We start from the raw sequence: 20,535 nt of genomic DNA on the forward strand, positions 1-20,535 counted from the left end.
ACTAAAAACCTATCGCCCTGCCAAAAAACCCTTTATTCACTGCGCCCGCGGTAACCCCAGGCCAGCATGTATTGCTCGCGGGAAGTGCCACGAGAGGAATCCGGCTTGATCATTTGGATCTTATCGAATTTCCGACGAGCGTCCTTCAGGTAAACATCAAATCCTTCTCCCTGAAAGATCTTGATTACAAAATTACCACCCGGCTTGAGAATCCGCTCAGCCAGATCAAGGGCCAGCTCGCAAAGGAACATGGCTTTAGGCATGTCCACTTCAGGTGTACCACTCATATTGGGGGCCATATCGGAAATCACAAGGTCCACTTGCGAATTACCCACAGCCTCAAGGATCTGCGCGAGCACTTCATCCTGAGTGAAGTCACCCTGGATGAAAGTCACGTCCGGAATGCTGTCCATCTCCAGGATATCCGAGGCGATCAGACGCCCCTGACCACCGATCAGCCGGCTAGTGACTTGCGACCAGCCGCCGGGCGCCGCACCCAGGTCGACAACGCTCATGCCCGGACGGATCAGCTTGTATTTCTCCTGAACTTCCAGAAGCTTGTAACTCGCACGCGAGCGGTAGCCATCCTTCTGCGCCTGCTTCACATAGGGATCGTTGACATGTCGTTTCAGCCAACCAAGGCTTGTCTTGGAACGCGCCATTGGGCACCTCGATGATAAGGGTCGTGATTAGTTGGGCGGATCCACGAACCCTCGGGTAAAATGGCCGCCATTTTACAGAATCCAGACGAAAGGGTCAGATTATGCCGCTCACTCCAGAGCAGAAGAAACAGTACAAATCCATTGGCCACCATCTGAAACCAGTTTTGACTGTGGCAGACAACGGTTTGACTGAAGGTGTGCTAGCCGAACTTGAACGCGCACTGGCGGATCATGAGCTGATCAAAATCAAGCTCAACATCCTCGATCGTGAAGCGCGACTGGCATCCATTGCTGAACTCTGCAAGGTCGGCAAAGCGGATCTGGTTCAGGTCATCGGCAAGATGGCACTGATTCATCGCAAGAACTTCAGCGTCAACAAGCAGCTGTCGAACGTCCATCGCTTCAAGTGATGACAAGGGTCAGGGGTGCGCTTCGCGCACCCTGCCACTCCATCCCGGCACCGGCTGCATTACCAGCACCAGCCCGGTAAAGCCCAAAACCAGGTAACTGAATTCCTGCCAGCGCTGCGCATCAGGCCAACCAAGACGCACCGCGACATACATCGCAATCGCATACAACGCCATCAGCAACACCTGCCCGCGAAAATCCCGCCATAGACTGGCAAGGCCATTGGTCTGCACCAGCACCAAAGCCTGAAAGATCACGCAGACGGCGGAAAAACCCACTACCAGCGGTTCGAACATGCCGGCGATCTCATCGATCAGCAGCGGCGCAAGACCAATCTTGCCCAGCACCGGCTGCAAACCGAAATGCACCAGCCACAGTCCACCGACCCACAACATCTGGGCCAGCTGCCACAGCATGGCGCCCGCGTGCAGCGGGCGCCCGCTTTCAGATGTGACGGACTTCGACAATCTCGTACTCGATAACACCGCCAGGTGTTTTCACGGCAACCACATCGCCTTCTTCCTTGCCGATCAAGGCGCGAGCCAGAGGCGACCCCACCGAGATCTTGCCCAGCTTGAAGTCAGCCTCGTCTTCACCCACGATGTGGTAGGTGACGCTTTCGTCAGTCTCGACGTTGGCGATTTCAACGGTGGTGCCGAAAATCACTTTACCGGTGTGAGGAATGGTCGTGACGTCGATGATGACCTGATTCTGAATCCGGCCTTCAATGTCACGAATCCGCGCCTCGACCATACCCTGCTGCTCGCGGGCAGCATGGTATTCGGCGTTTTCCTTCAAATCACCCAACTCGCGGGCCGTACCGATGTCCTGGCTAAGCTTCGGACGAACGACCTTGGTCAGATGAGTGTGCTCTTCTTCCAGGGCGCGAGCGCCCTGAACAGTCATCGGATATTTGATTAAGCTCATGCCTTCAATCCTGCGTGTAGATCCTGCAAGCGGCGCACGGTTTTTTCAGGACCGAACTTCAGCGCTTCACAGATGGCTTCGCCTGCAGCGATAGTCGTGGTGCAGTAAATCTTGTGCTGCAGGGCGTTACGACGAATGGAGTAGGAATCGGCGATCGACTGGCGACCCTCAGTGGTGTTGATGATCAGAGTGACCTCGTCATTCTTGATCATATCGACCACGTGCGGACGGCCTTCGGTCACCTTGTTCACGCGACGCACTTTCAGGCCTGCGGCTTCGATCAGCTTGGCAGTACCGGCAGTGGCGACCACTTCGAAACCCAAGTTGATCAGATCACGGGCCACGCCTGCAACCAGTGGCTTGTCATCGTCACGCACGCTGATGAACGCAGTGCCGCCGGTCGGCAGAACTTCGCTGGCACCCATCTGGGCTTTGGCAAAGGCTTCGCCGAAGGTATCGCCCACGCCCATGACCTCACCGGTGGACTTCATCTCTGGGCCGAGGATCGGGTCAACACCCGGGAATTTGGCGAACGGGAAGACCGCCTCTTTCACGCTGTAGAAGTTCGGAATGATTTCTTTGGTGAAACCCAGTTCTTTCAGGGTTTTACCGGCCATGACGCGTGCTGCGATCATCGCCAGGGAAACACCGATGCACTTGGACACGAACGGCACGGTACGGGAAGCGCGCGGGTTGACTTCGATGACGTAGATGTCGTCGCCTTGCAGCGCCAACTGAACGTTCATCAGGCCGATAACGCCCAGTTCCAGAGCCATTTTCTTGACCTGTTCACGCATCTCGTCCTGGATGTGCGCCGGCAGCGAGTACGGCGGCAGCGAGCACGCGGAGTCACCGGAGTGAACGCCAGCCTGCTCGATGTGCTGCATGATCGCGCCGATGACGACATCTTTACCGTCACAAACCGCATCCACGTCCATCTCGATGGCGCAGTTGAGGAAGTGATCCAGCAGAACCGGGCTGTCGTTGGACACCTGAACCGCTTCACGCAGGTAGCGCTTGAGCTCTTCTTCTTCGTAGACGATTTCCATCGCACGGCCGCCCAGTACGTAGGACGGACGCACCACCAGCGGATAACCGATCTTGCTGGCTGCACGAATCGCTTCGTCTTCGCTGCGCACGGTGGCGTTTGGCGGCTGGCGCAGATTCAGGCGCTGAACCATCTGCTGGAAGCGCTCACGGTCTTCTGCACGGTCGATGGCGTCAGGGCTGGTGCCGATGATCGGCACGCCGGCCGCTTCCAGGGCACGGGCCAGTTTCAGCGGAGTCTGGCCGCCGTACTGGACGATCACGCCTTTCGGCTTCTCGACGCGGACGATTTCCAGCACGTCTTCCAGGGTCACTGGCTCGAAGTAGAGGCGATCAGAGGTGTCGTAGTCGGTCGATACGGTTTCCGGGTTGCAGTTGACCATGATGGTCTCGTAACCGTCATCGCGCAGGGCCAGTGCGGCGTGTACGCAGCAGTAGTCGAACTCGATGCCTTGGCCGATGCGGTTAGGGCCGCCGCCCAGAATCATGATCTTGTCGCGACCCGATGGCGCCGCTTCGCACTCCTCCTCGTATGTCGAGTAGAGGTAGGCGGTGTCGGTGGCGAATTCGGCCGCGCAGGTGTCGACGCGCTTGTAGACCGGGAAAATTTCCAGCTTGTGACGGTGAGCGCGCAGGCTCTTCTCGGTCACACCCAGCAGCTTGGCCAGACGCTGATCGGAGAAGCCTTTGCGCTTGAGGCGGAACATCAGGTCTTTGTCGATAGAGGACAGACCGAGGGTTTTGACCTTCTCTTCTTCTTTGATCAGATCTTCGATCTGCACCAGGAACCATGGGTCGATCATGTTCATGCCGAAGATGTCTTCGACGCTCAGGCCGGCACGGAAGGCGTCCGCCACGTACCAAATACGCTCGGCGCCCGGCACGGTCAGTTCGCGCTTGAGCACGCTCATGCTTTCCGGGTTGCTCAGATCTAGCTTCTCGTCCAGACCGCAAACGCCTACTTCCAGACCGCGAAGGGCTTTTTGCAGAGATTCCTGGAAGGTACGGCCGATGGCCATGACTTCACCGACCGACTTCATCTGAGTGGTCAGGCGCGCGTCAGCCTTGGCGAACTTCTCGAAAGCGAAGCGTGGCAGCTTGGTGACGACGTAGTCGATCGACGGCTCGAAGGACGCCGGCGTCTTGCCGCCGGTGATGTCGTTCGACAGTTCGTCGAGGGTGTAACCCACCGCCAGTTTGGCCGCGACTTTGGCGATCGGGAAACCGGTGGCTTTCGAGGCCAGGGCCGAAGAACGGGAAACACGCGGATTCATCTCGATGACGACCATGCGGCCGGTGTTCGGGCAGATGCCGAACTGGACGTTTGAACCACCGGTCTCGACGCCGATCTCGCGCAGTACCGCCAGGGAGGCGTTACGCAGGATCTGGTATTCCTTGTCGGTCAGGGTCTGGGCTGGTGCGACGGTGATCGAGTCACCGGTGTGCACGCCCATCGGGTCGAAGTTTTCGATGGAGCAGACGATGATGCAGTTGTCCTTTTTGTCGCGGACAACTTCCATTTCATATTCTTTCCAGCCGATCAGGGATTCGTCGATCAGCAACTCTTTGGTCGGCGACAAGTCCAGACCACGGGCGCAGATTTCTTCGAACTCTTCACGGTTGTAAGCGATACCGCCACCGGTGCCGCCCATGGTGAAGGACGGACGGATGATGCACGGGAAGCCGAGCTTCTCGAGCACCGCGTTGGCCTCTTCCATGCTGTGGGCGATGCCGGAACGCGGGCACGCCAGGCCGATGGATTTCATCGCCTTGTCGAAACGCGAACGGTCTTCAGCCTTGTCGATGGTGTCGGCGTTGGCACCGATCATTTCTACGCCGAATTTTTCCAGAACGCCTTCGCGCTCCAGATCCAGAGCGCAGTTCAGTGCGGTCTGGCCGCCCATGGTCGGCAGCAGCGCGTCCGGACGCTCTTTCTCGATGATCTTGGCAACGGTCTGCCATTTGATCGGTTCGATGTAAGTGGCGTCGGCCATGGCCGGGTCGGTCATGATGGTGGCCGGGTTGGAGTTCACCAGGATGACGCGGTAACCCTCTTCGCGCAGGGCTTTGCAAGCCTGGGCGCCGGAGTAGTCGAATTCGCAGGCCTGGCCGATAACGATCGGGCCAGCGCCGAGAATCAGGATGCTTTTAATGTCTGTACGTTTTGGCATGGGTTTGTCACTCAAATCCGCAGGTCAGTCGGCAAGCCGTCTTGATCGATTTCTGAAGCTTCGAAGGGGCCGCCGGGTTCGGGGCCGCCCTCGAAGGGCTTCTCTCTACAGTCTCAAGGCGAACGCTTAGCGTCGCTTGGCCATCTCGTTGATGAAGCGGTCGAACAGTGGCGCCACATCATTCGGGCCCGGGCTGGCTTCAGGGTGACCCTGGAAGCTGAACGCGCTCTTGTCGGTGCGTTCGATGCCTTGCAGGGTGCCGTCGAACAGCGATTTATGGATCGCGCGAACGTTGCTTGGCAGGGTGGCTTCGTCCACCGCAAAACCGTGGTTCTGGCTGGTGATCATGACAACGCCCGTGTCCAGATCCTGTACCGGGTGGTTGGCACCGTGGTGGCCGTGGCCCATTTTCAGGGTCTTGGCGCCGGAAGCCAGAGCCAGCAATTGGTGACCGAGGCAGATACCAAAGACCGGGATTTCGGTTTCCAGCACGTCTTTGATCGCCTGGATCGCGTAGTCGCAAGGCTCAGGATCGCCAGGGCCGTTGGACAGGAACACGCCATCCGGTTGCAGTGCCAACACGTCGGCAGCCGGGGTTTGTGCCGGCACCACGGTGACGCGACAGCCGCGTTCGACCAGCATGCGCAGGATATTGACTTTGACGCCGTAGTCGTAGGCCACAACGTGGTATGGCAGCTCGGAAGCTTCAATGGTCGCGTGGCTGTCGGTTTTCAGATCCCAGACCGTCGAGCGCCATTCGTACTGCTTGGTAGTGCTGACGACTTTCGCCAGATCCATGCCTTTCAGGCCCGGGAAGCCTCGGGCAGCGGCGATTGCAGCTTCTTCGGAAATGTTGTCACCGGCCATGATGCAGCCGTTCTGGGCGCCTTTTTCACGCAGGATGCGGGTCAGGCGACGAGTATCGATACCGGCGATCGCCACAACGTTGTTGGCTTTCAGGTAGTCGGACAGCGACATCGTGTTACGCCAGTTGCTCGCCACCAGCGGCAGGTCGCGAATGACCAGGCCGGCAGACCAGACGCGATCGGACTCGGCATCTTCCGGCGTGGTGCCGGTATTGCCGATGTGCGGGTAAGTCAGGGTTACGATCTGTTGGGCGTAGGAAGGATCGGTAAGGATTTCCTGATAGCCGGTCATTGCGGTGTTGAACACCACCTCTCCAACGGTTTGACCGTCGGCTCCAATGGCTTCGCCGCGAAAAATGCTGCCATCAGCAAGGGCGAGTATGGCTGGCTTAGTCAAGAAGACCTCCCGTAGATAAAGCATGAAGGGCAATCGCAGGTTGTAAAAAAGCGGAGTGACGTATGGACACGTCACCCCGCTTCTTCACTGAATTATTCTGCGCGCTTTTAGTGGACACACTAAAGCTGTAGCTTACAGGAAGGTTGCGATTCCCGAAAGGGCGAAAACCGCGCAAAGTCGCCATCCATCCGCACGGGCGCATGAGAATACGCAAAACCAAGGCTGCCCCCACTTGACCCAACCCTGGAATGGGGCAAGGCGTTCAATGACGATCGCGGCAATACCCTCCTGAAATACATCAACCTGACCCTGGAGATCCGTCCGCGCTTCATCGTGATCGCTGCATTTCCTTTTCGGTTCAGATTCCAGGCAAAACAAAGGCGCTTCACGCGCCTTGTTTTTTTACCCTGCGATCACTCACTTGAGATCAAGCACGTCCTGCATGTCATACAGGCCCGGCTCACGACCGTCGAGCCACAGCGCAGCACGCACCGCGCCCTTGGCGAACGTCATGCGGCTCGAGGCCTTGTGGGTAATCTCCAGTCGCTCGCCCTCAGTGGCGAACAGTACGGTGTGATCGCCGACCACATCGCCACCGCGAACGGTAGCGAAACCAATGGTCTCGCGCTCACGAGCGCCGGTATGGCCCTCGCGACCGTAAACAGCCACTTCCTGCAGATCACGACCCAGCGCATCAGCGATCACTTCGCCCATGCGCAGCGCCGTGCCAGAAGGCGCGTCGATCTTGTGGCGGTGATGAGCCTCGATGATTTCGATATCTGCATCGTCACCCAACACCCGCGCCGCCATGTCCAGCAGTTTCAGCGACAGGTTGACGCCAACGCTGAAGTTCGCCGCGAAGACGATCGGAATATCCTTGCCCGCCTCGGCCAGCAGTTTTTTCTGCGCGGCGTCCAGGCCGGTGGTGCCAATGACCATGGCTTTGCCGGCCTTGCGGCAGAACGCCAGGTTTTTCAACATCACTTCGGGCAAGGTGAAATCGATCAACACGTCGAATTCATCCGCCACGCGTTCGAGGTTACCGCACAGGGTGACGCCAATGCGGCCGATGGACGCGAGTTCGCCCGCATCCGCACCTTCCAGCGAGCTTCCCGGACGCACGATTGCGGCAGTCAAACCCGACAGCGGCGAGCGCTGCTGCACAGCCTCGACCAGGTTTTTGCCCATACGCCCGGCGGCGCCCATCACTGCAATACGTCGCATGCCAGATTCCTTACAAGTCGCCGAAGAAACGCTTCACGCCTTCGAACCAACCGGTGGTTTTCGGCGAGTGGCTGTTGTCGTCCGCGAGCGAACCGCGAAACTCTTCGAGCATCTCACGCTGGCGACGGCTCAGGTTCACCGGCGTTTCGACGGCCACACGGCACATCAGATCGCCCGCTCCGCCGCCACGAACAGGTGCCACACCTTTACCGCGTATGCGGAACTGCTTGCCAGTCTGCGTGCCTTCGGGGATTTTCAGTTTGACGCGACCGTCAAGGGTCGGAATTTCCAGCTCGCCGCCCAAGGCCGCATCGACGAAGCTGATCGGCACTTCGCAGAACAAATGCTTGCCGTCACGCTGGAAGATCGAGTGCTCGCGCACATTGATCACCACGTACAGGTCGCCGGTAGGACCGCCCTGAGCGCCCGCCTCACCTTCGCCGGACAGACGAATGCGATCACCGGTATCAACGCCGGCCGGCACTTTTACCGACAGCGTTTTGTACTCTTCGACACGGCCTTCGCCGTGGCAGGAGTCGCACGGATCGGAAATGATCTTGCCCTGGCCATGGCAGCGCGGGCAGGTCTGCTGCACCGAGAAGAAGCCTTGCTGCATGCGAACCTGACCGATGCCGCCGCAGGTCGGGCAGGTCGACGGCGACGAGCCTTTCTTGGCGCCCGAGCCATCGCACGGCTTGCAGTTGACCAGTGTCGGAACGCGGATATTGACCGAGGTACCGCGTACCGCCTCTTCCAGATCCAGCTCCAGTGTGTAGCGCAAGTCGCTGCCACGCTGCGCGCCGCCACGACCGCCGCCGCGACCACTGCCGAAGAAATCACTGAACACGTCGCCGAAAATGTCGGAGAAGTTCTGACCACCGAAACCGGCGCCACCGCCACCCATGCTCGGGTCGACACCGGCGTGACCGTATTGGTCGTACGCCGCGCGCTTGCTGGAATCGGACAGGACTTCGTAGGCCTCGTTGGCCTCCTTGAACATTTCTTCCGACGCTTTGTCATCCGGATTACGGTCAGGGTGATGCTTCATCGCCAGACGGCGATAGGCCTTCTTCAGGTCTGCATCGCTTGAGCCACGCTCAACACCCAATACTTCGTAATAGTCACGCTTTGCCATAAGTCTTCGCACTCTTAAGGACGTTCAGCGAACCCCTCCTGAGCTTCGCCAAACTCGTTGAGCCCCAATACAGGCCCGGACCCAACTCACGTCAATTCAACGATCCTGGTCTTTGATTCACGTGGCACTTTCGGCGCGAAAAGCAGGAGCATTCCCGGCCATGCCAGCAGCACGCGAAGCTTGTCGCATGCTGTAAAAATTCGCGTATTCCAGATACGCCAACGCGGGAGCAGGCTCCCGCGCGGCGACATCCTACCAGTCACCGCCTGAAGGCAGTCAACCGGGCGACAAACAACTTACTTGTTGTCTTTGACTTCTTCGAACTCGGCATCGACAACGTCATCCGCCTTTTCAGCCGAGTCACCTTGCGGGGCTGCGCCATCAGCTGGCTGACCCTGTTCGGCGTACATCTTCTGCGCAACCGGAGCAGAGACCTTCGACAGCTCTTCGACCTTAGCGTCGATGACAGCCTTGTCGTCGCCTTTCACAGCGGCTTCCAGAGCAACCACGGCAGCTTCGATCGCGGTCTTCTCTTCAGCGGTGACTTTGTCACCCGCGTCAGTGACCATTTTGCGCGTCGAGTGAACCAGTGCATCACCCTGGTTGCGGGCAGCGGCCAGTTCTTCGAACTTGCGGTCTTCCTCGGCATTCGCCTCGGCGTCACGCACCATGCGCTCGATCTCTTCGTCGGACAGACCGGAGTTGGCCTTGATCACGATCGACTGAGTCTTGCCGGTCGCCTTGTCTTTCGCACCGACGTGCAGGATGCCGTTGGCGTCGATGTCGAAGGTCACTTCGATCTGTGGCACACCACGTGGAGCAGGTGGAATGTCCGCCAGGTCGAACTTGCCGAGCGACTTGTTCTGCGCGGCTTGCTTGCGCTCGCCCTGCAGAACGTGAATGGTCACGGCACCCTGGTTGTCGTCGGCGGTCGAGAACACTTGCGATTTCTTGGTAGGAATCGTGGTGTTTTTCTCGATCAGCGCAGTCATCACGCCACCCATGGTTTCGATACCCAGGGTCAGCGGGCTGACGTCGAGCAGCAGAACGTCTTTCACGTCACCGGCCAGAACGGCACCCTGGATAGCAGCACCCATGGCAACGGCTTCGTCCGGGTTAACGTCTTTACGTGCTTCTTTACCGAAGAAATCGGTTACCAGCTTCTGAACCAGCGGCATACGAGTCTGACCGCCGACCAGGATCACGTCGTTGATCGCGCCAACGTCCAGGCCTGCGTCTTTCATGGCGATGCGGCAAGGTTCGATGGTGCGCTGAACCAGGTCTTCAACCAGTGCTTCGAGCTTGGCACGCGAAATTTTTACGTTCAGGTGCTTAGGACCGGTCGCGTCTGCAGTGATGTACGGCAGGTTCACGTCGGTCGACTGGCTCGAAGACAGCTCGATCTTGGCTTTCTCAGCAGCTTCTTTCAGGCGCTGCATTGCCAGCGGATCACCCTTGAGGTTCATGCCGCTTTCTTTCTTGAATTCGTCGACGAGGTAGTCGATCAGACGAATGTCAAAGTCTTCACCGCCCAGGAAGGTGTCGCCGTTGGTGGCCAACACTTCGAACTGGTGCTCGCCGTCAACTTCAGCGATCTCGATCACGGAAACGTCGAACGTACCGCCACCCAGGTCGTAAACGATCACGGTGTGATCGCCCTTGGCCTTGTCCATACCGTAAGCCAGAGCGGCTGCGGTTGGTTCGTTGATGATGCGCTTAACGTCCAGACCCGCGATGCGGCCGGCGTCTTTGGTCGCTTGACGCTGGCTGTCGTTGAAGTAGGCCGGAACGGTAATGACCGCTTCAGTCACTGGCTCGCCGAGGTAGTCTTCGGCAGTCTTCTTCATTTTCTTCAGAATTTCAGCCGAGATTTGTGGCGGTGCCATTTTCTGGCCGTTCACTTCAACCCAGGCGTCGTTGTTGTCAGCCTTGACGATCTTGTAAGGGACCATCTGGATGTCTTTCTGTACCACTTCTTCGTCGAAACGACGACCGATCAGACGCTTCACCGCATACAGGGTGTTGTGCGGATTGGTCACTGCCTGACGCTTGGCGGACTGGCCGACCAGGATTTCGCCATCGTTGGCGTACGCGATGATCGACGGCGTGGTGCGCGCGCCTTCCGCGTTTTCAATAACTTTTGCCTTGCCGTTTTCCAGCACGGAGACGCAGGAGTTGGTAGTCCCCAGGTCGATACCGATAATTTTGCCCATGTTAACTCTCCCGAAACTTTGGATTTGGTTGCCGCAGCAGTGGTGGCTAACTGCGGTAGCACTTAAACGCTTGACTTCTAAATGGGGGCCTTGCGGCTAATTTCAAGCCTGCTCGTCAATCGAAGGCGAAACCGGTGACGGCGCCTTGCTGACCACGACCATCGCCGGACGCAACAGGCGACCATTGAGCTGATAGCCCTTCTGGAACACCTTGAGCACGCTGTTCGGCTCGACGTCGGCGCTTTCCTGCATGGCCATTGCCTGATGTTGAACGGCGTTGAAAGGTTCGCCATGCGGATCGATCGCTTCAAGCTGATAACGCTTGAGGGTGTCGTGGAACATTTTCAGCGTCAGCTCGATGCCTTCACGCATCGGGCGGATGCTTTCGTCGTCCGGGTTCGACAACTCGAGGCCGCGCTCCAGGCTGTCGACGATCGGCAGCAAGTCGCTGGCGAATTTTTCCAGCGCAAATTTGTGAGCCTTCTCGACGTCCTGATCGGCGCGACGGCGGACGTTTTGCAGATCGGCAGCTACGCGCAAAGACTGATCCTGCGCAGCGGCCAATTGCTCTTCGAGCACTTGTACACGGGTCGCCAGATCATCGCCCGAAGCCTCGGACGCCTGATTGGCCTCTGGGTTTTGCGTCTCTACTGTCTGTTCGTCAGCCATGGAATTCTCCTTTCAATATCGTCCGCGAGCTCGACTCGCGCTTCTGTCCCGGTATATGGGGCCGCAAAATCAGGCTTCAAGAGCCTTGAGTGATTAACCCTACAAAAAAGTGCTGCTTCGTCATTCCTGGATGCGCTAACAGTTTTCTTTTCTCAAGCAAATCGAGCTAACCGCAGGCATTGTCAGGCCTGAATAAAACACTGTATAAATAACCAGACCTAAAGCCTGGGAGCGGCCTTTATGCTGGTGCACCTGTCCGTACACAACTACGCCATCGTTGAACATCTCGATCTCGAACTTGATCGCGGGATGAGCGTGATCACGGGCGAAACCGGCGCCGGCAAGTCGATCATGCTCGACGCCCTGGGACTGACCCTAGGCGACCGCGCCGACAGCGGCGTGGTTCGCCCGGGCGCCGACAAGGCCGACATCCTGGCCACTTTCGATCTCGCCGATATTCCAGAAGCCAGCGCCTGGCTCGCCGAACGCGACCTTGAAAGTGACAGCCCATGCATATTGCGCCGAGTCATCACGTCCGAAGGTCGGTCGCGCGGCTACATCAACGGCACGCCCTGCCCGCTTGGCGATCTCAAGGCTCTAGGCGAATTACTGATCGATATCCACAGCCAGCACGAACACCAATCGTTGCTCAAGACGGATACCCATCGTCGTCTGCTCGACGAATACGCCGGCGCCACCGACCTTGCGCGCCAAGTGCATCTGGCCGCGCAACGCTGGCGCCAGACCCGCCAGGAGCTGGAACGCCTGTCCAACTCCGGCGACGAACAGCGTGCTCGCCATCAGTTGCTCAGTTACCAGCTCGAAGAACTGGAAAACTTAGGTCTCGGCGAAAACGAGCTGGAACAGCTGGAGCAAGAACACAAGAATCTGACCAATGCCGAAACCCTGCTCGGCATTTGCCGACAAGTGGTCGAGCAATGCAGCGAAAGTGACAACGGCAACGTGCTGAATGCCCTGACGGCCAGCCTCAATCGCCTGTCGAGCGTAAACAGCTCCATTGGCGCATTGGGCGAGGCGAGCAGTCTGCTGACCAGCGCCCAGATTCAGGTTGAAGAGGCGGTTGGCGAACTCAATCGCTTCCTCGACAATTTCGATGCCGATCCGTCCCGCCTGCAATTTCTGGAAGAGCGCCTCGACGCTATTTATACGCTGGCGCGCAAGCATCGCATCCAGCCAACCGAAGTCGCCGAGATGCAGCAGAAACTGCTGGATGAAATAGAAACCCTCAACGCCAATGACGAATCCATCGAACGACTTGGCGAAGAGCTCGCCTCCTACGCCCGCCATTATCAGGAAAAGGCTCGCGAGCTCAGCGACCTGCGACACCAGGCAGCGGACAGCCTGGCCAGCGCCGTCGAGCTGGAGATTCAGCGCCTGGGCATGCCTGGCGGGCGCTTTACCATCGAACTGCGCCCTAACAGTGGCGATGAGTTGCTGCCCAACGGGCTGGAGCAAGTCGAGTTACTGGTGAGCGCCAACCCCGGTCAACCGCTCAAAGCCTTGGCCAAAGTGGCTTCCGGTGGCGAGTTGTCACGCATCAGCCTTGCCATTCAAGTGATCACCGCGCAGACGTCTCGGGTCCCAACGCTGGTCTTCGACGAAGTGGACGTGGGCATTGGTGGCCCGACCGCCGAAATTGTCGGGCAGTTGCTGCGACGCCTCGGGGAGCGCGGACAAGTGCTGACCGTAACGCACCTGCCGCAAGTGGCAGCGCAAGGACATCAACATCTGTTCGTACACAAAGTTCGGGGCGAACAGGCAACGCACACCGCCGTGTCAAAACTAAGCAAGAACGACCGTATAGAAGAAGTCGCCCGCATGCTTGGCGGTATCGACCTGACCAAGGAATCTTTGGCCCATGCGAAAAAAATGGTAGTCACGGCAAAAGTTTAAGCAGCGCAGAAAGCACGAAGGCGACCCTTAGGTCGCCTTCGCTCGTTTCGCGAACCTGAAGTTCGCGCGACATGCTTACTTTTTCTTGCGTACGTATAGCACCAGGTTGTGATCAACCAGGTCGACACCGTGCTCCTCGGCAATGGCCTTCTGGAGTTTTTCGATTTCCAGGCTGACGAATTCGACAACCTCACCGGTCTCCACGTCGACCATGTGGTCGTGATGACCACCGTCGGCCAGTTCGAAGACCGCATGGCCGCCGTCGAAGTTGTGACGGACCACGAGGCCAGCCGCTTCAAACTGGGTCAGAACACGGTAAACCGTGGCCAGCCCGACGTCCTCTCCAGCTTCCATCAACGCCTTGTAGACGTCCTCGGCACTCATGTGACGCTGCTCGGTGGAGTCCAGCATTTGCAGAATCTTGACCCGTGGCAGGGTCACTTTGAGTCCGGCTTTGCGTAGTTCGCTATTTTCAACCATGGTCAGCTTTCTCGCGATGCTGCTTCGCAGCTACTCTTAATGCGGGTATGATCGGCGTTTACGTTATCCCAGCCAAGATAGTGGAAGTCGCCCACCGATGCAAAACACCAAGCTCTTGCTAACCAGTGTCACCTTCGTGGGACTGCTCGCACTCGCCGGTTGTTCATTCCCCGGGGTTTACAAAATCGACATCCAGCAGGGCAATGTCGTCACGCAGGACATGATAGACCAGTTACGGCCGGGAATGACCCGACCACAAGTACGGTTTATCATGGGCAACCCTCTGCTTACCGATACGTTCCATGCCGATCGCTGGGACTATCTGTACAGCCTGCAGCCGGGTGGTGGCGAACGCCAACAGGAACGCATGAGTGTGATCTTCAACTCAAACGACCAGCTTGTCAGCCTGTCGGGTGACTTCATGCCCGGCGTGAGTCGTGACGAAGCCATTCTCGGCAAGGACAGTGGCACTAACGTGACCGCGCCTGCTGAAAACACCGAGAAGCCACAACCGGAAAAACCGGCCAAGCCAGGCTCTCTGCTGGATCAGATCCAGAAGGACGTGGATGGCGTGGAAACCGTTCCGGTGCCAACACCAGAACCACTGGACACCTCGCCGCAATAATTTGCGACGCAATAAAAAACCCGGAATGTCCGGGTTTTTTATTGCCTGCGATTAAGTCAGCTACTGATTTCGTGCCTTGGCATCGGCTGCCTTGGCCGCCCGCAACCGTCGCACTTCTTTAGGATCAGCCAATAAGGGCCGATAGATTTCGAGGCGATCACCCGCCTGAACTTGACGAACGTCCGGATCGGCGACGAGCTTGCCGAAAATCCCTACCGGACAACTGCCCAGATCCAGCTCCGCAAATTCAGCGTCAATACCGCAGACCGCCAGCGCATCCCGAACGGTCGAACCGTCAGCCACGCTGATTGCCCGCAAGACCTGACGATCTACGGCGGCGTAAACCACTTCGACGTCAATCAACGGCTCAACCATGTTTCTGCTTGGCGCGCTGACAGAATGCGTCGACGAGCGTATTGGCAGCCTGATTGAACAGAGGTCCAAGCGTTGCGCGAACCAACGGCCCGGCGTAGTCGAAGGACAAATCCAGACTGATCTTGCAGGCCTTTTCGCCCAAAGGCTTGAACACCCAGACGCCGTGCAGTTGATTGAACGGCCCCTCCTCCAGATTCATCTCGATGGATTGCCCCGGCACCAGCGTATTGCGCGTCACGAAATGCTGACTAAGGCCGCCCTTGGCCACGCCGACACTGGCACGCATGTGCTCGGGCGAGCTTTCCAGAACCTCGGCGGTCGAACACCACGGCAGAAATTCTGGATAGCGCTCTACGTCATTGACCAGGTCATAGAGAAACTGTGCCGGGTATGGCAGCAGCGCCGATCGTTGAATGTGCGTCGTCATGAAAGCGTTATTTCCAGAGCTGAGCGGCAAACACTACAAGAATGCCGATGGGCGCCACATAGCGCATCAAGAACAAAGACAGGGCAAACAGCGCCGGGTTACGGATCGACAACTCATCGCGCACCGCTTCACGGCCCATCACCCAGCCAGCAAACACGACGAAACACAATCCGCCGAGCGGCAACATGATCCGCGAGGTGAAGAAGTCGATCACGCCAAAGAAGTCCAAACCACTTGCCGCGCCCCATTGGTAGAGATGGAACGCGCCGCCTTCGTTCACGAAGAATTTGGCTTCCTTCCAGATATTGAACGAAAACACCGTGCCCAGACCGACGAACCAGCAGGTGAACGCCAACCAGAATGTCACCCAGGCACGACTGATTTTAGTCCGCTCAACCAGATAGGCGACCATCGGCTCGAGCAATGAAATGGCCGAGCTCCAGGCAGCTACTGCGACCAGCACGAAAAACACCACGCCCATCAATTGACCGAAGGCCACGTTGCCGAAGGCAAACGGCAAGCTGACAAACATCAGACCCGGGCCTTCGCTGGGGTTCAGCCCCGCCGCGAACACAATCGGAAACAACGCCAGCCCCGCCACCAGCGAAACGAAGGTGTCCAGCAATGCCACGCCGACAATCGTGCCGGACAGCGAAGTGTTTTTCGGCATGTAGGCGCCGTAGATCATGATCGAACCCACACCCACGCTCAGAGAGAAGAATGCGTGGCCCATGGCGGGCAGCAAGCCGTCGAGGACTTTTTCCGGGTGGAAGTCGAACATGAAGTGCACGCCTTCCATGAAATGCCCGGTGGTCATGCTGTAGCCCAGCAACACCAGGATCATCACGAACAGTAGCGGCATCATGATCCGCAGGCTGCGCTCAAGCCCCGCCACCACGCCTTTGGCGATGACTACCGCCGAGAGCAGCATGAAAACTGTGTGCCAAAGTGTCAGGCGCCATGGATCCGCAATAACGCCGCCGAAGTAGGCGCCGACCTGATCCGGCGTGACGCCCTGGAAGTCGCCGCGCCCCATATCGATGATGTAATCGAGCGACCAACCGCCGACCACGCTATAGAAAGAAAGGATCAACAACGCCGTGATCATCCCGGCAAACGCACCCCACGACCATTTGGTCGAGTGCCCCGCTTCTTGCGCCAGCACCTTCAAGGCATTCGCCGGACTCTGCCGGGCACGGCGACCAATCAAGGTTTCAGCGAGCATCACCGGCACGCCGATCAGTGCGATACACACGAGAAACATCAGCACGAAGGCGCCGCCGCCGTAGACCCCGACCATGTAGGGGAATTTCCAGATACTACCCAGCCCCACGGCCGAACCGGTCGCGGCGAGTATGAACACCCAGCGGCTAGCCCAACTGCCGTGGACAGAAACCTTGTCTGTCGACATCGTTTATCACGCCCAAGCGTTAGAAAAAGAGGCCGCATTGTCCGGGATTCACTCAACCTGCTCAAGCACGCAGCATCACCGTAGCCGCCAACCATTTATCTCCATATAATGCCGCCCCTATGGCTAAACAGAAGAAACACCCCACAGGGACCATCGCGCAGAACAAAAAGGCGCGACACGATTACTTCATCGAACACAAGTTCGAGGCTGGTCTGGTCCTGGCCGGCTGGGAAGTAAAAAGTTTGCGGGCAAGCAAGCTGCAACTGGTCGACAGTTACGTGCTGCTCAAGGATGGCGAGGCCTGGCTGCTCGGTAGCCACATCACGCCACTGATGACTGCCAGCACGCACGTCATTGCCGATCCCGTCCGCACCCGGAAACTGCTGCTCAACCGCCGCGAGCTGGAAAAACTCGCCGCCGCCGTGCAGCAGAAAGGCTATGCCTGCGTGTGCCTGTCCTGGTACTGGAGCAAGCACATGGTCAAGTGCGAGATCGCACTGGGCAAGGGCAAGAAAGAATACGACAAGCGTGACACCGAACGTGAACGTGACGCCGGTCGCGAGTTGCAGCGTGCCGTGCGCAACAAGGGCAAGGAAGATTAATTTCTTCTGCCTTTAGCGCGTATTCGCGAGCAGGCTTGCTCCCACATTTGGACTGCAGTCAGATGTGGAAGCGAGTCTGCTCGCGAAAGCTATTGCTGCATCAACGCAGAAACAACTGATCACATCCCCTTGCGCCGTTCCGCCCGGGCCATGCGCTGAACTTCCTGCCGCACCTCTTCCAACACTTCCTGCACATACAAAATGTGTCGACTCGACACTTCTCGCGCCTGTTCCGCGCGACCTTCAATGATTGCCTGATACAACTCCCGATGCTGGGTAATCAACATGTCGCGGGTTTCCGTGCGCTGCTTGTACATGCCGCCAATGTTGGTCACCACGTTGCGCTTAAGCAAATCGAACAGCCCGCGAATGGTGTGCAGCAACACCGCGTTATGGCTGGCTTCAGCGATGGCCAGATGAAATTTCGCATCCGCCGCGCCCTCTTCCGCCCGACTCACTTCGTCATGCCGCGAGTAACAATCCTGTAGCTCGTCGAATGCCGCCGTCAGCCGCTCGCGATCCACATCAGTGGCGCGCAATGCAGCGTAATAGGCGCACGAAGCTTCCAAAGTGTGCCGAAACTCCAGCAGATCCCGCTGAGCTTCCGGGTTGCTCTCAAGCAAATGCAACAGCGGATCACTGAACGTCGAGCCCAGGGTTTCCACAACATAGTTGCCGCCCCCCTGACGGCTGACCAGCAACCCCTTGGCCGCCAGTTTCTGAATCGCCTCGCGCAACGATGGACGCGAAACGCCGAATTGCTCAGCCAACGTGCGCTCGGCGGGCAAGCGCTCACCAGACTTTAGCGTGCCTTCGAGGATCATCCCCTCAAGTCGCTCGACAATATCGTCAGACAAACGGCGCTGACGGATCTGATCAAACCCCATTACTCAATTCTCCACGAGCCCGACCGCTCGCCGGGCTCTCTATTCTGGCCTATCGGCGCCCTGGCGGCACCTGTTCAGGCAACGCTCGCCAAAGCGGATCGAACGCGCTTTGCACTACGCATTCGACAAAAGTTTTAGGGCGACAAATTGACACACCGATACCAAGGCTTTTACCCTAGCGAACAGCGATTGTAAATTGGTATTACCAATTAGCCAAGAACGCTGACAGTGCCTGACCAACAACAATTAGGGGCCACCCCACTATGCAAACCTGGCAACAGCTCTACAGCCCGCTCGGCAGTCTCGGTTTATCCGCGCTCGCGGCCGTCATTCCCATCGTGTTTTTCTTCCTCGCCCTGGCGGTGTTTCGGCTCAAGGGCCACGTGGCCGGCAGCATTACGCTGGCGCTGGCCATTCTCGTCGCTATTTTCGCGTTCCAGATGCCGGTCGACATGGCGTTCGCCGCTGCCGGGTACGGCTTCGCCTACGGTTTGTGGCCGATCGCCTGGATCATTGTCGCGGCGGTGTTCCTCTACAAACTGACCGTCAAGAGTGGTCAGTTCGAAGTGATCCGCAGCTCGGTGCTGTCGATCACTGACGACCAACGCCTGCAAGTGCTGCTGATTGGCTTCTGCTTCGGCGCGTTCCTCGAAGGTGCGGCCGGTTTCGGTGCGCCAGTGGCGATCACCGCGGCACTGCTCGTCGGCCTCGGATTCAATCCGCTGTACGCCGCCGGCCTATGCCTGATCGCCAACACCGCGCCGGTTGCCTTCGGTGCACTGGGGATTCCGATCATCGTCGCCGGACAGGTCACTGGCATCGACGCCTTCAAAATCGGTGCGATGACCGGCCGTCAACTGCCGCTGCTGTCGCTGTTCGTCCCGTTTTGGCTGGTGTTCATGATGGATGGCCTGCGCGGCGTCCGTGAAACATGGCCGGCAGCGCTGGTGGCCGGTTTGAGCTTTGCCGTGACCCAGTACTTCACGTCGAACTTCATCGGCCCGGAACTGCCGGACATCACCTCGGCCCTGGCCAGCCTGATCTCCCTGACCCTGTTCCTGAAAATCTGGCAGCCAAAACGCGCCGCCGGCCAGCACATTGTCGGCGCTGTTGCGGCTTCAGTGGTCAGCGCCAGCGTCGGCGGTTTCGGCCAGAAGCGCACAACGGTGGCGTCGCCTTACAGCCTCGGGGAAATTTTCAAGGCCTGGTCACCGTTCCTGATCCTCACCGTGCTGGTGACGATCTGGACGCTCAAGCCATTTAAGGCGATGTTCGCCGCCGGCGGCTCGATGTACGCCTGGGTGTTCAACTTCGCGATACCGCATCTGGATCAATTGGTCATCAAAACCGCACCGATCGTTGCGGCGCCCACCGCCATTCCGGCCGTGTTCAAGCTTGATCCGATCTCCGCGACCGGCACGGCGATCTTCTTTTCGGCGCTGATTTCGATGCTTGTGCTCAAGATCAATTTCAAAATTGGTCTGACCACATTCAAAGAGACCATCTACGAATTGCGCTGGCCGATTCTGTCGATCGGCATGGTGCTGGCGTTTGCCTTCGTCACCAATTATTCCGGTATGTCATCGACCATGGCCCTGGTGCTGGCCGGAACCGGCGCGGCGTTCCCGTTCTTCTCGCCTTTCCTCGGCTGGCTGGGCGTGTTCCTGACCGGCTCCGATACCTCGTCCAACGCCCTGTTCAGTTCGCTGCAAGCGACCACCGCCCACCAGATCGGCGTCAACGACACCTTGCTGGTCGCAGCCAACACCAGCGGCGGCGTGACCGGCAAAATGATCTCGCCACAATCGATCGCTGTGGCTTGCGCTGCGACCGGTCTGGTCGGGAAGGAATCGGATCTGTTCCGCTTCACCCTCAAGCACAGCCTATTCTTTGCAACGATTGTCGGTTTGATCACGCTGGCCCAGGCCTACTGGCTCACTGGCATGCTGGTGCACTAAAACCTACAAGAAACATCGAAATAACCGACGCCGGTTCGTGATGCCGGCGTCAGCAATTCACAACCCGGTCTGCAAGGCTGCTGAAAGCCAGCGTCTCTATATTCAGCAGCCTCAGCGGACGGATAACCGGCCGAGAG

The 20,535-nt window shown here is 58.2% G+C and carries 19 protein-coding genes; 5 read left to right on the forward strand and 14 right to left on the reverse strand.

What is annotated here, in order from left to right; all coding sequences use genetic code 11:
- Window positions 1-32: 32 nt before the first annotated feature.
- On the reverse strand, window positions 33-662 hold the full coding sequence (gene rlmE / locus GIW69_RS01405) for a 23S rRNA (uridine(2552)-2'-O)-methyltransferase RlmE (protein ID WP_236480350.1): 630 nt from the start codon (window positions 660-662) through the stop codon (window positions 33-35).
- A 101-nt stretch (window positions 663-763) separates the two neighbouring features.
- On the opposite strand from rlmE, the gene GIW69_RS01410 reads away from it, so the two are divergent.
- A complete protein-coding gene (locus tag GIW69_RS01410; protein ID WP_236480351.1) occupies window positions 764-1,072 on the forward strand; it encodes a YhbY family RNA-binding protein in 309 nt (102 codons plus the stop codon).
- Between the two features lie 9 nt (window positions 1,073-1,081).
- On the opposite strand, the gene GIW69_RS01415 is transcribed toward GIW69_RS01410, so the two are convergent.
- The 8 genes from GIW69_RS01415 to grpE form a co-directional block, all read right to left on the reverse strand.
- Window positions 1,082-1,486 (reverse strand): MFS transporter, encoded by a 405-nt coding sequence (locus GIW69_RS01415; protein WP_236480352.1) that lies wholly within the window; start codon window positions 1,484-1,486, stop codon window positions 1,082-1,084.
- Window positions 1,487-1,514: 28 nt separating this feature from the next.
- Window positions 1,515-1,997 carry a transcription elongation factor GreA gene (gene greA / locus GIW69_RS01420; RefSeq protein WP_236480353.1) on the reverse strand — a complete coding sequence of 161 codons (483 nt, stop codon included), beginning with the start codon at window positions 1,995-1,997 and terminating at the stop codon, window positions 1,515-1,517.
- A complete protein-coding gene (gene carB, locus GIW69_RS01425) occupies window positions 1,994-5,215 on the reverse strand; it encodes a carbamoyl-phosphate synthase large subunit (protein ID WP_236480354.1) in 3,222 nt (1,073 codons plus the stop codon). The genes greA and carB overlap by 4 nt, the downstream gene beginning before the upstream one ends.
- A gap of 126 nt (window positions 5,216-5,341) precedes the next feature.
- Complete coding sequence (carA, locus tag GIW69_RS01430; protein ID WP_236480355.1) at window positions 5,342-6,478, reverse strand: glutamine-hydrolyzing carbamoyl-phosphate synthase small subunit; 1,137 nt, start codon at window positions 6,476-6,478, stop codon at window positions 5,342-5,344.
- Between the two features lie 417 nt (window positions 6,479-6,895).
- Window positions 6,896-7,702, reverse strand: coding sequence for a 4-hydroxy-tetrahydrodipicolinate reductase (dapB, locus tag GIW69_RS01435; protein WP_236480356.1), 807 nt, complete (start codon window positions 7,700-7,702; stop codon window positions 6,896-6,898).
- Between the two features lie 10 nt (window positions 7,703-7,712).
- A complete protein-coding gene (dnaJ, locus tag GIW69_RS01440) occupies window positions 7,713-8,837 on the reverse strand; it encodes a molecular chaperone DnaJ (RefSeq protein ID WP_236480357.1) in 1,125 nt (374 codons plus the stop codon).
- Between the two features lie 296 nt (window positions 8,838-9,133).
- Window positions 9,134-11,050 carry a molecular chaperone DnaK gene (dnaK, locus tag GIW69_RS01445; RefSeq protein WP_236480358.1) on the reverse strand — a complete coding sequence of 639 codons (1,917 nt, stop codon included), beginning with the start codon at window positions 11,048-11,050 and terminating at the stop codon, window positions 9,134-9,136.
- A gap of 102 nt (window positions 11,051-11,152) precedes the next feature.
- A complete protein-coding gene (grpE, locus tag GIW69_RS01450; protein ID WP_236480359.1) occupies window positions 11,153-11,719 on the reverse strand; it encodes a nucleotide exchange factor GrpE in 567 nt (188 codons plus the stop codon).
- A gap of 240 nt (window positions 11,720-11,959) precedes the next feature.
- On the opposite strand from grpE, the gene recN reads away from it, so the two are divergent.
- A complete protein-coding gene (gene recN / locus GIW69_RS01455; RefSeq protein WP_236480360.1) occupies window positions 11,960-13,633 on the forward strand; it encodes a DNA repair protein RecN in 1,674 nt (557 codons plus the stop codon).
- A gap of 75 nt (window positions 13,634-13,708) precedes the next feature.
- Here the strand turns inward: recN and fur are convergent, their stop codons facing one another.
- Window positions 13,709-14,113, reverse strand: coding sequence for a ferric iron uptake transcriptional regulator (gene fur / locus GIW69_RS01460; RefSeq protein ID WP_236480361.1), 405 nt, complete (start codon window positions 14,111-14,113; stop codon window positions 13,709-13,711).
- 97 nt (window positions 14,114-14,210) lie between these two features.
- On the opposite strand from fur, the gene GIW69_RS01465 reads away from it, so the two are divergent.
- Window positions 14,211-14,738, forward strand: coding sequence for an outer membrane protein assembly factor BamE (locus GIW69_RS01465; RefSeq protein WP_236480362.1), 528 nt, complete (start codon window positions 14,211-14,213; stop codon window positions 14,736-14,738).
- A gap of 60 nt (window positions 14,739-14,798) precedes the next feature.
- On the opposite strand, the gene GIW69_RS01470 is transcribed toward GIW69_RS01465, so the two are convergent.
- Genes GIW69_RS01470 through GIW69_RS01480 form a run of 3 tightly spaced genes read right to left on the reverse strand, consistent with a single transcriptional unit; the run spans window position 14,799 to window position 16,951 of the window.
- Window positions 14,799-15,113, reverse strand: coding sequence for an RnfH family protein (locus GIW69_RS01470; protein ID WP_236480363.1), 315 nt, complete (start codon window positions 15,111-15,113; stop codon window positions 14,799-14,801).
- Window positions 15,106-15,540, reverse strand: coding sequence for a type II toxin-antitoxin system RatA family toxin (locus GIW69_RS01475; protein ID WP_236480364.1), 435 nt, complete (start codon window positions 15,538-15,540; stop codon window positions 15,106-15,108). Before GIW69_RS01475 ends, GIW69_RS01470 begins: the two co-directional genes overlap by 8 nt.
- Before the next feature lie 7 nt (window positions 15,541-15,547).
- A complete protein-coding gene (locus GIW69_RS01480; RefSeq protein WP_236480365.1) occupies window positions 15,548-16,951 on the reverse strand; it encodes a sodium-dependent transporter in 1,404 nt (467 codons plus the stop codon).
- A 119-nt stretch (window positions 16,952-17,070) separates the two neighbouring features.
- On the opposite strand from GIW69_RS01480, the gene smpB reads away from it, so the two are divergent.
- Complete coding sequence (gene smpB, locus GIW69_RS01485) at window positions 17,071-17,553, forward strand: SsrA-binding protein SmpB (RefSeq protein WP_007915208.1); 483 nt, start codon at window positions 17,071-17,073, stop codon at window positions 17,551-17,553.
- A gap of 119 nt (window positions 17,554-17,672) precedes the next feature.
- Here smpB and GIW69_RS01490 read toward each other — a convergent pair whose 3' ends face one another.
- Window positions 17,673-18,440, reverse strand: a complete 768-nt coding sequence (locus GIW69_RS01490) for an FCD domain-containing protein (RefSeq protein ID WP_236480366.1) — start codon at window positions 18,438-18,440, stop codon at window positions 17,673-17,675.
- A 263-nt stretch (window positions 18,441-18,703) separates the two neighbouring features.
- On the opposite strand from GIW69_RS01490, the gene GIW69_RS01495 reads away from it, so the two are divergent.
- A complete protein-coding gene (locus GIW69_RS01495; protein ID WP_236480367.1) occupies window positions 18,704-20,398 on the forward strand; it encodes a lactate permease LctP family transporter in 1,695 nt (564 codons plus the stop codon).
- Window positions 20,399-20,535: the final 137 nt, after the last annotated feature.

The sequence above is a fragment of the Pseudomonas syringae genome, from assembly GCF_021605415.1.
GTDB lineage: Bacteria > Pseudomonadota > Gammaproteobacteria > Pseudomonadales > Pseudomonadaceae > Aquipseudomonas > Aquipseudomonas syringae_S.

Bases quoted from the DNA above. Each gene is read 5' to 3' on its own strand.
- rlmE (WP_236480350.1), bottom strand. From the start codon at position 662: ATGGCGCGTTCCAAGACAAGCCTTGGTTGGCTGAAACGACATGTCAAC.
- GIW69_RS01410 (WP_236480351.1), top strand. From the start codon at position 764: ATGCCGCTCACTCCAGAGCAGAAGAAACAGTACAAATCCATTGGCCAC.
- GIW69_RS01415 (WP_236480352.1), bottom strand. From the start codon at position 1,486: ATGCTGTGGCAGCTGGCCCAGATGTTGTGGGTCGGTGGACTGTGGCTG.
- greA (WP_236480353.1), bottom strand. From the start codon at position 1,997: ATGAGCTTAATCAAATATCCGATGACTGTTCAGGGCGCTCGCGCCCTG.
- carB (WP_236480354.1), bottom strand. From the start codon at position 5,215: ATGCCAAAACGTACAGACATTAAAAGCATCCTGATTCTCGGCGCTGGC.
- dapB (WP_236480356.1), bottom strand. From the start codon at position 7,702: ATGCGACGTATTGCAGTGATGGGCGCCGCCGGGCGTATGGGCAAAAAC.
- dnaJ (WP_236480357.1), bottom strand. From the start codon at position 8,837: ATGGCAAAGCGTGACTATTACGAAGTATTGGGTGTTGAGCGTGGCTCA.
- dnaK (WP_236480358.1), bottom strand. From the start codon at position 11,050: ATGGGCAAAATTATCGGTATCGACCTGGGGACTACCAACTCCTGCGTC.
- grpE (WP_236480359.1), bottom strand. From the start codon at position 11,719: ATGGCTGACGAACAGACAGTAGAGACGCAAAACCCAGAGGCCAATCAG.
- recN (WP_236480360.1), top strand. From the start codon at position 11,960: ATGCTGGTGCACCTGTCCGTACACAACTACGCCATCGTTGAACATCTC.
- fur (WP_236480361.1), bottom strand. From the start codon at position 14,113: ATGGTTGAAAATAGCGAACTACGCAAAGCCGGACTCAAAGTGACCCTG.
- GIW69_RS01465 (WP_236480362.1), top strand. From the start codon at position 14,211: ATGCAAAACACCAAGCTCTTGCTAACCAGTGTCACCTTCGTGGGACTG.
- GIW69_RS01470 (WP_236480363.1), bottom strand. From the start codon at position 15,113: ATGGTTGAGCCGTTGATTGACGTCGAAGTGGTTTACGCCGCCGTAGAT.
- GIW69_RS01475 (WP_236480364.1), bottom strand. From the start codon at position 15,540: ATGACGACGCACATTCAACGATCGGCGCTGCTGCCATACCCGGCACAG.
- GIW69_RS01480 (WP_236480365.1), bottom strand. From the start codon at position 16,951: ATGTCGACAGACAAGGTTTCTGTCCACGGCAGTTGGGCTAGCCGCTGG.
- smpB (WP_007915208.1), top strand. From the start codon at position 17,071: ATGGCTAAACAGAAGAAACACCCCACAGGGACCATCGCGCAGAACAAA.
- GIW69_RS01490 (WP_236480366.1), bottom strand. From the start codon at position 18,440: ATGGGGTTTGATCAGATCCGTCAGCGCCGTTTGTCTGACGATATTGTC.
- GIW69_RS01495 (WP_236480367.1), top strand. From the start codon at position 18,704: ATGCAAACCTGGCAACAGCTCTACAGCCCGCTCGGCAGTCTCGGTTTA.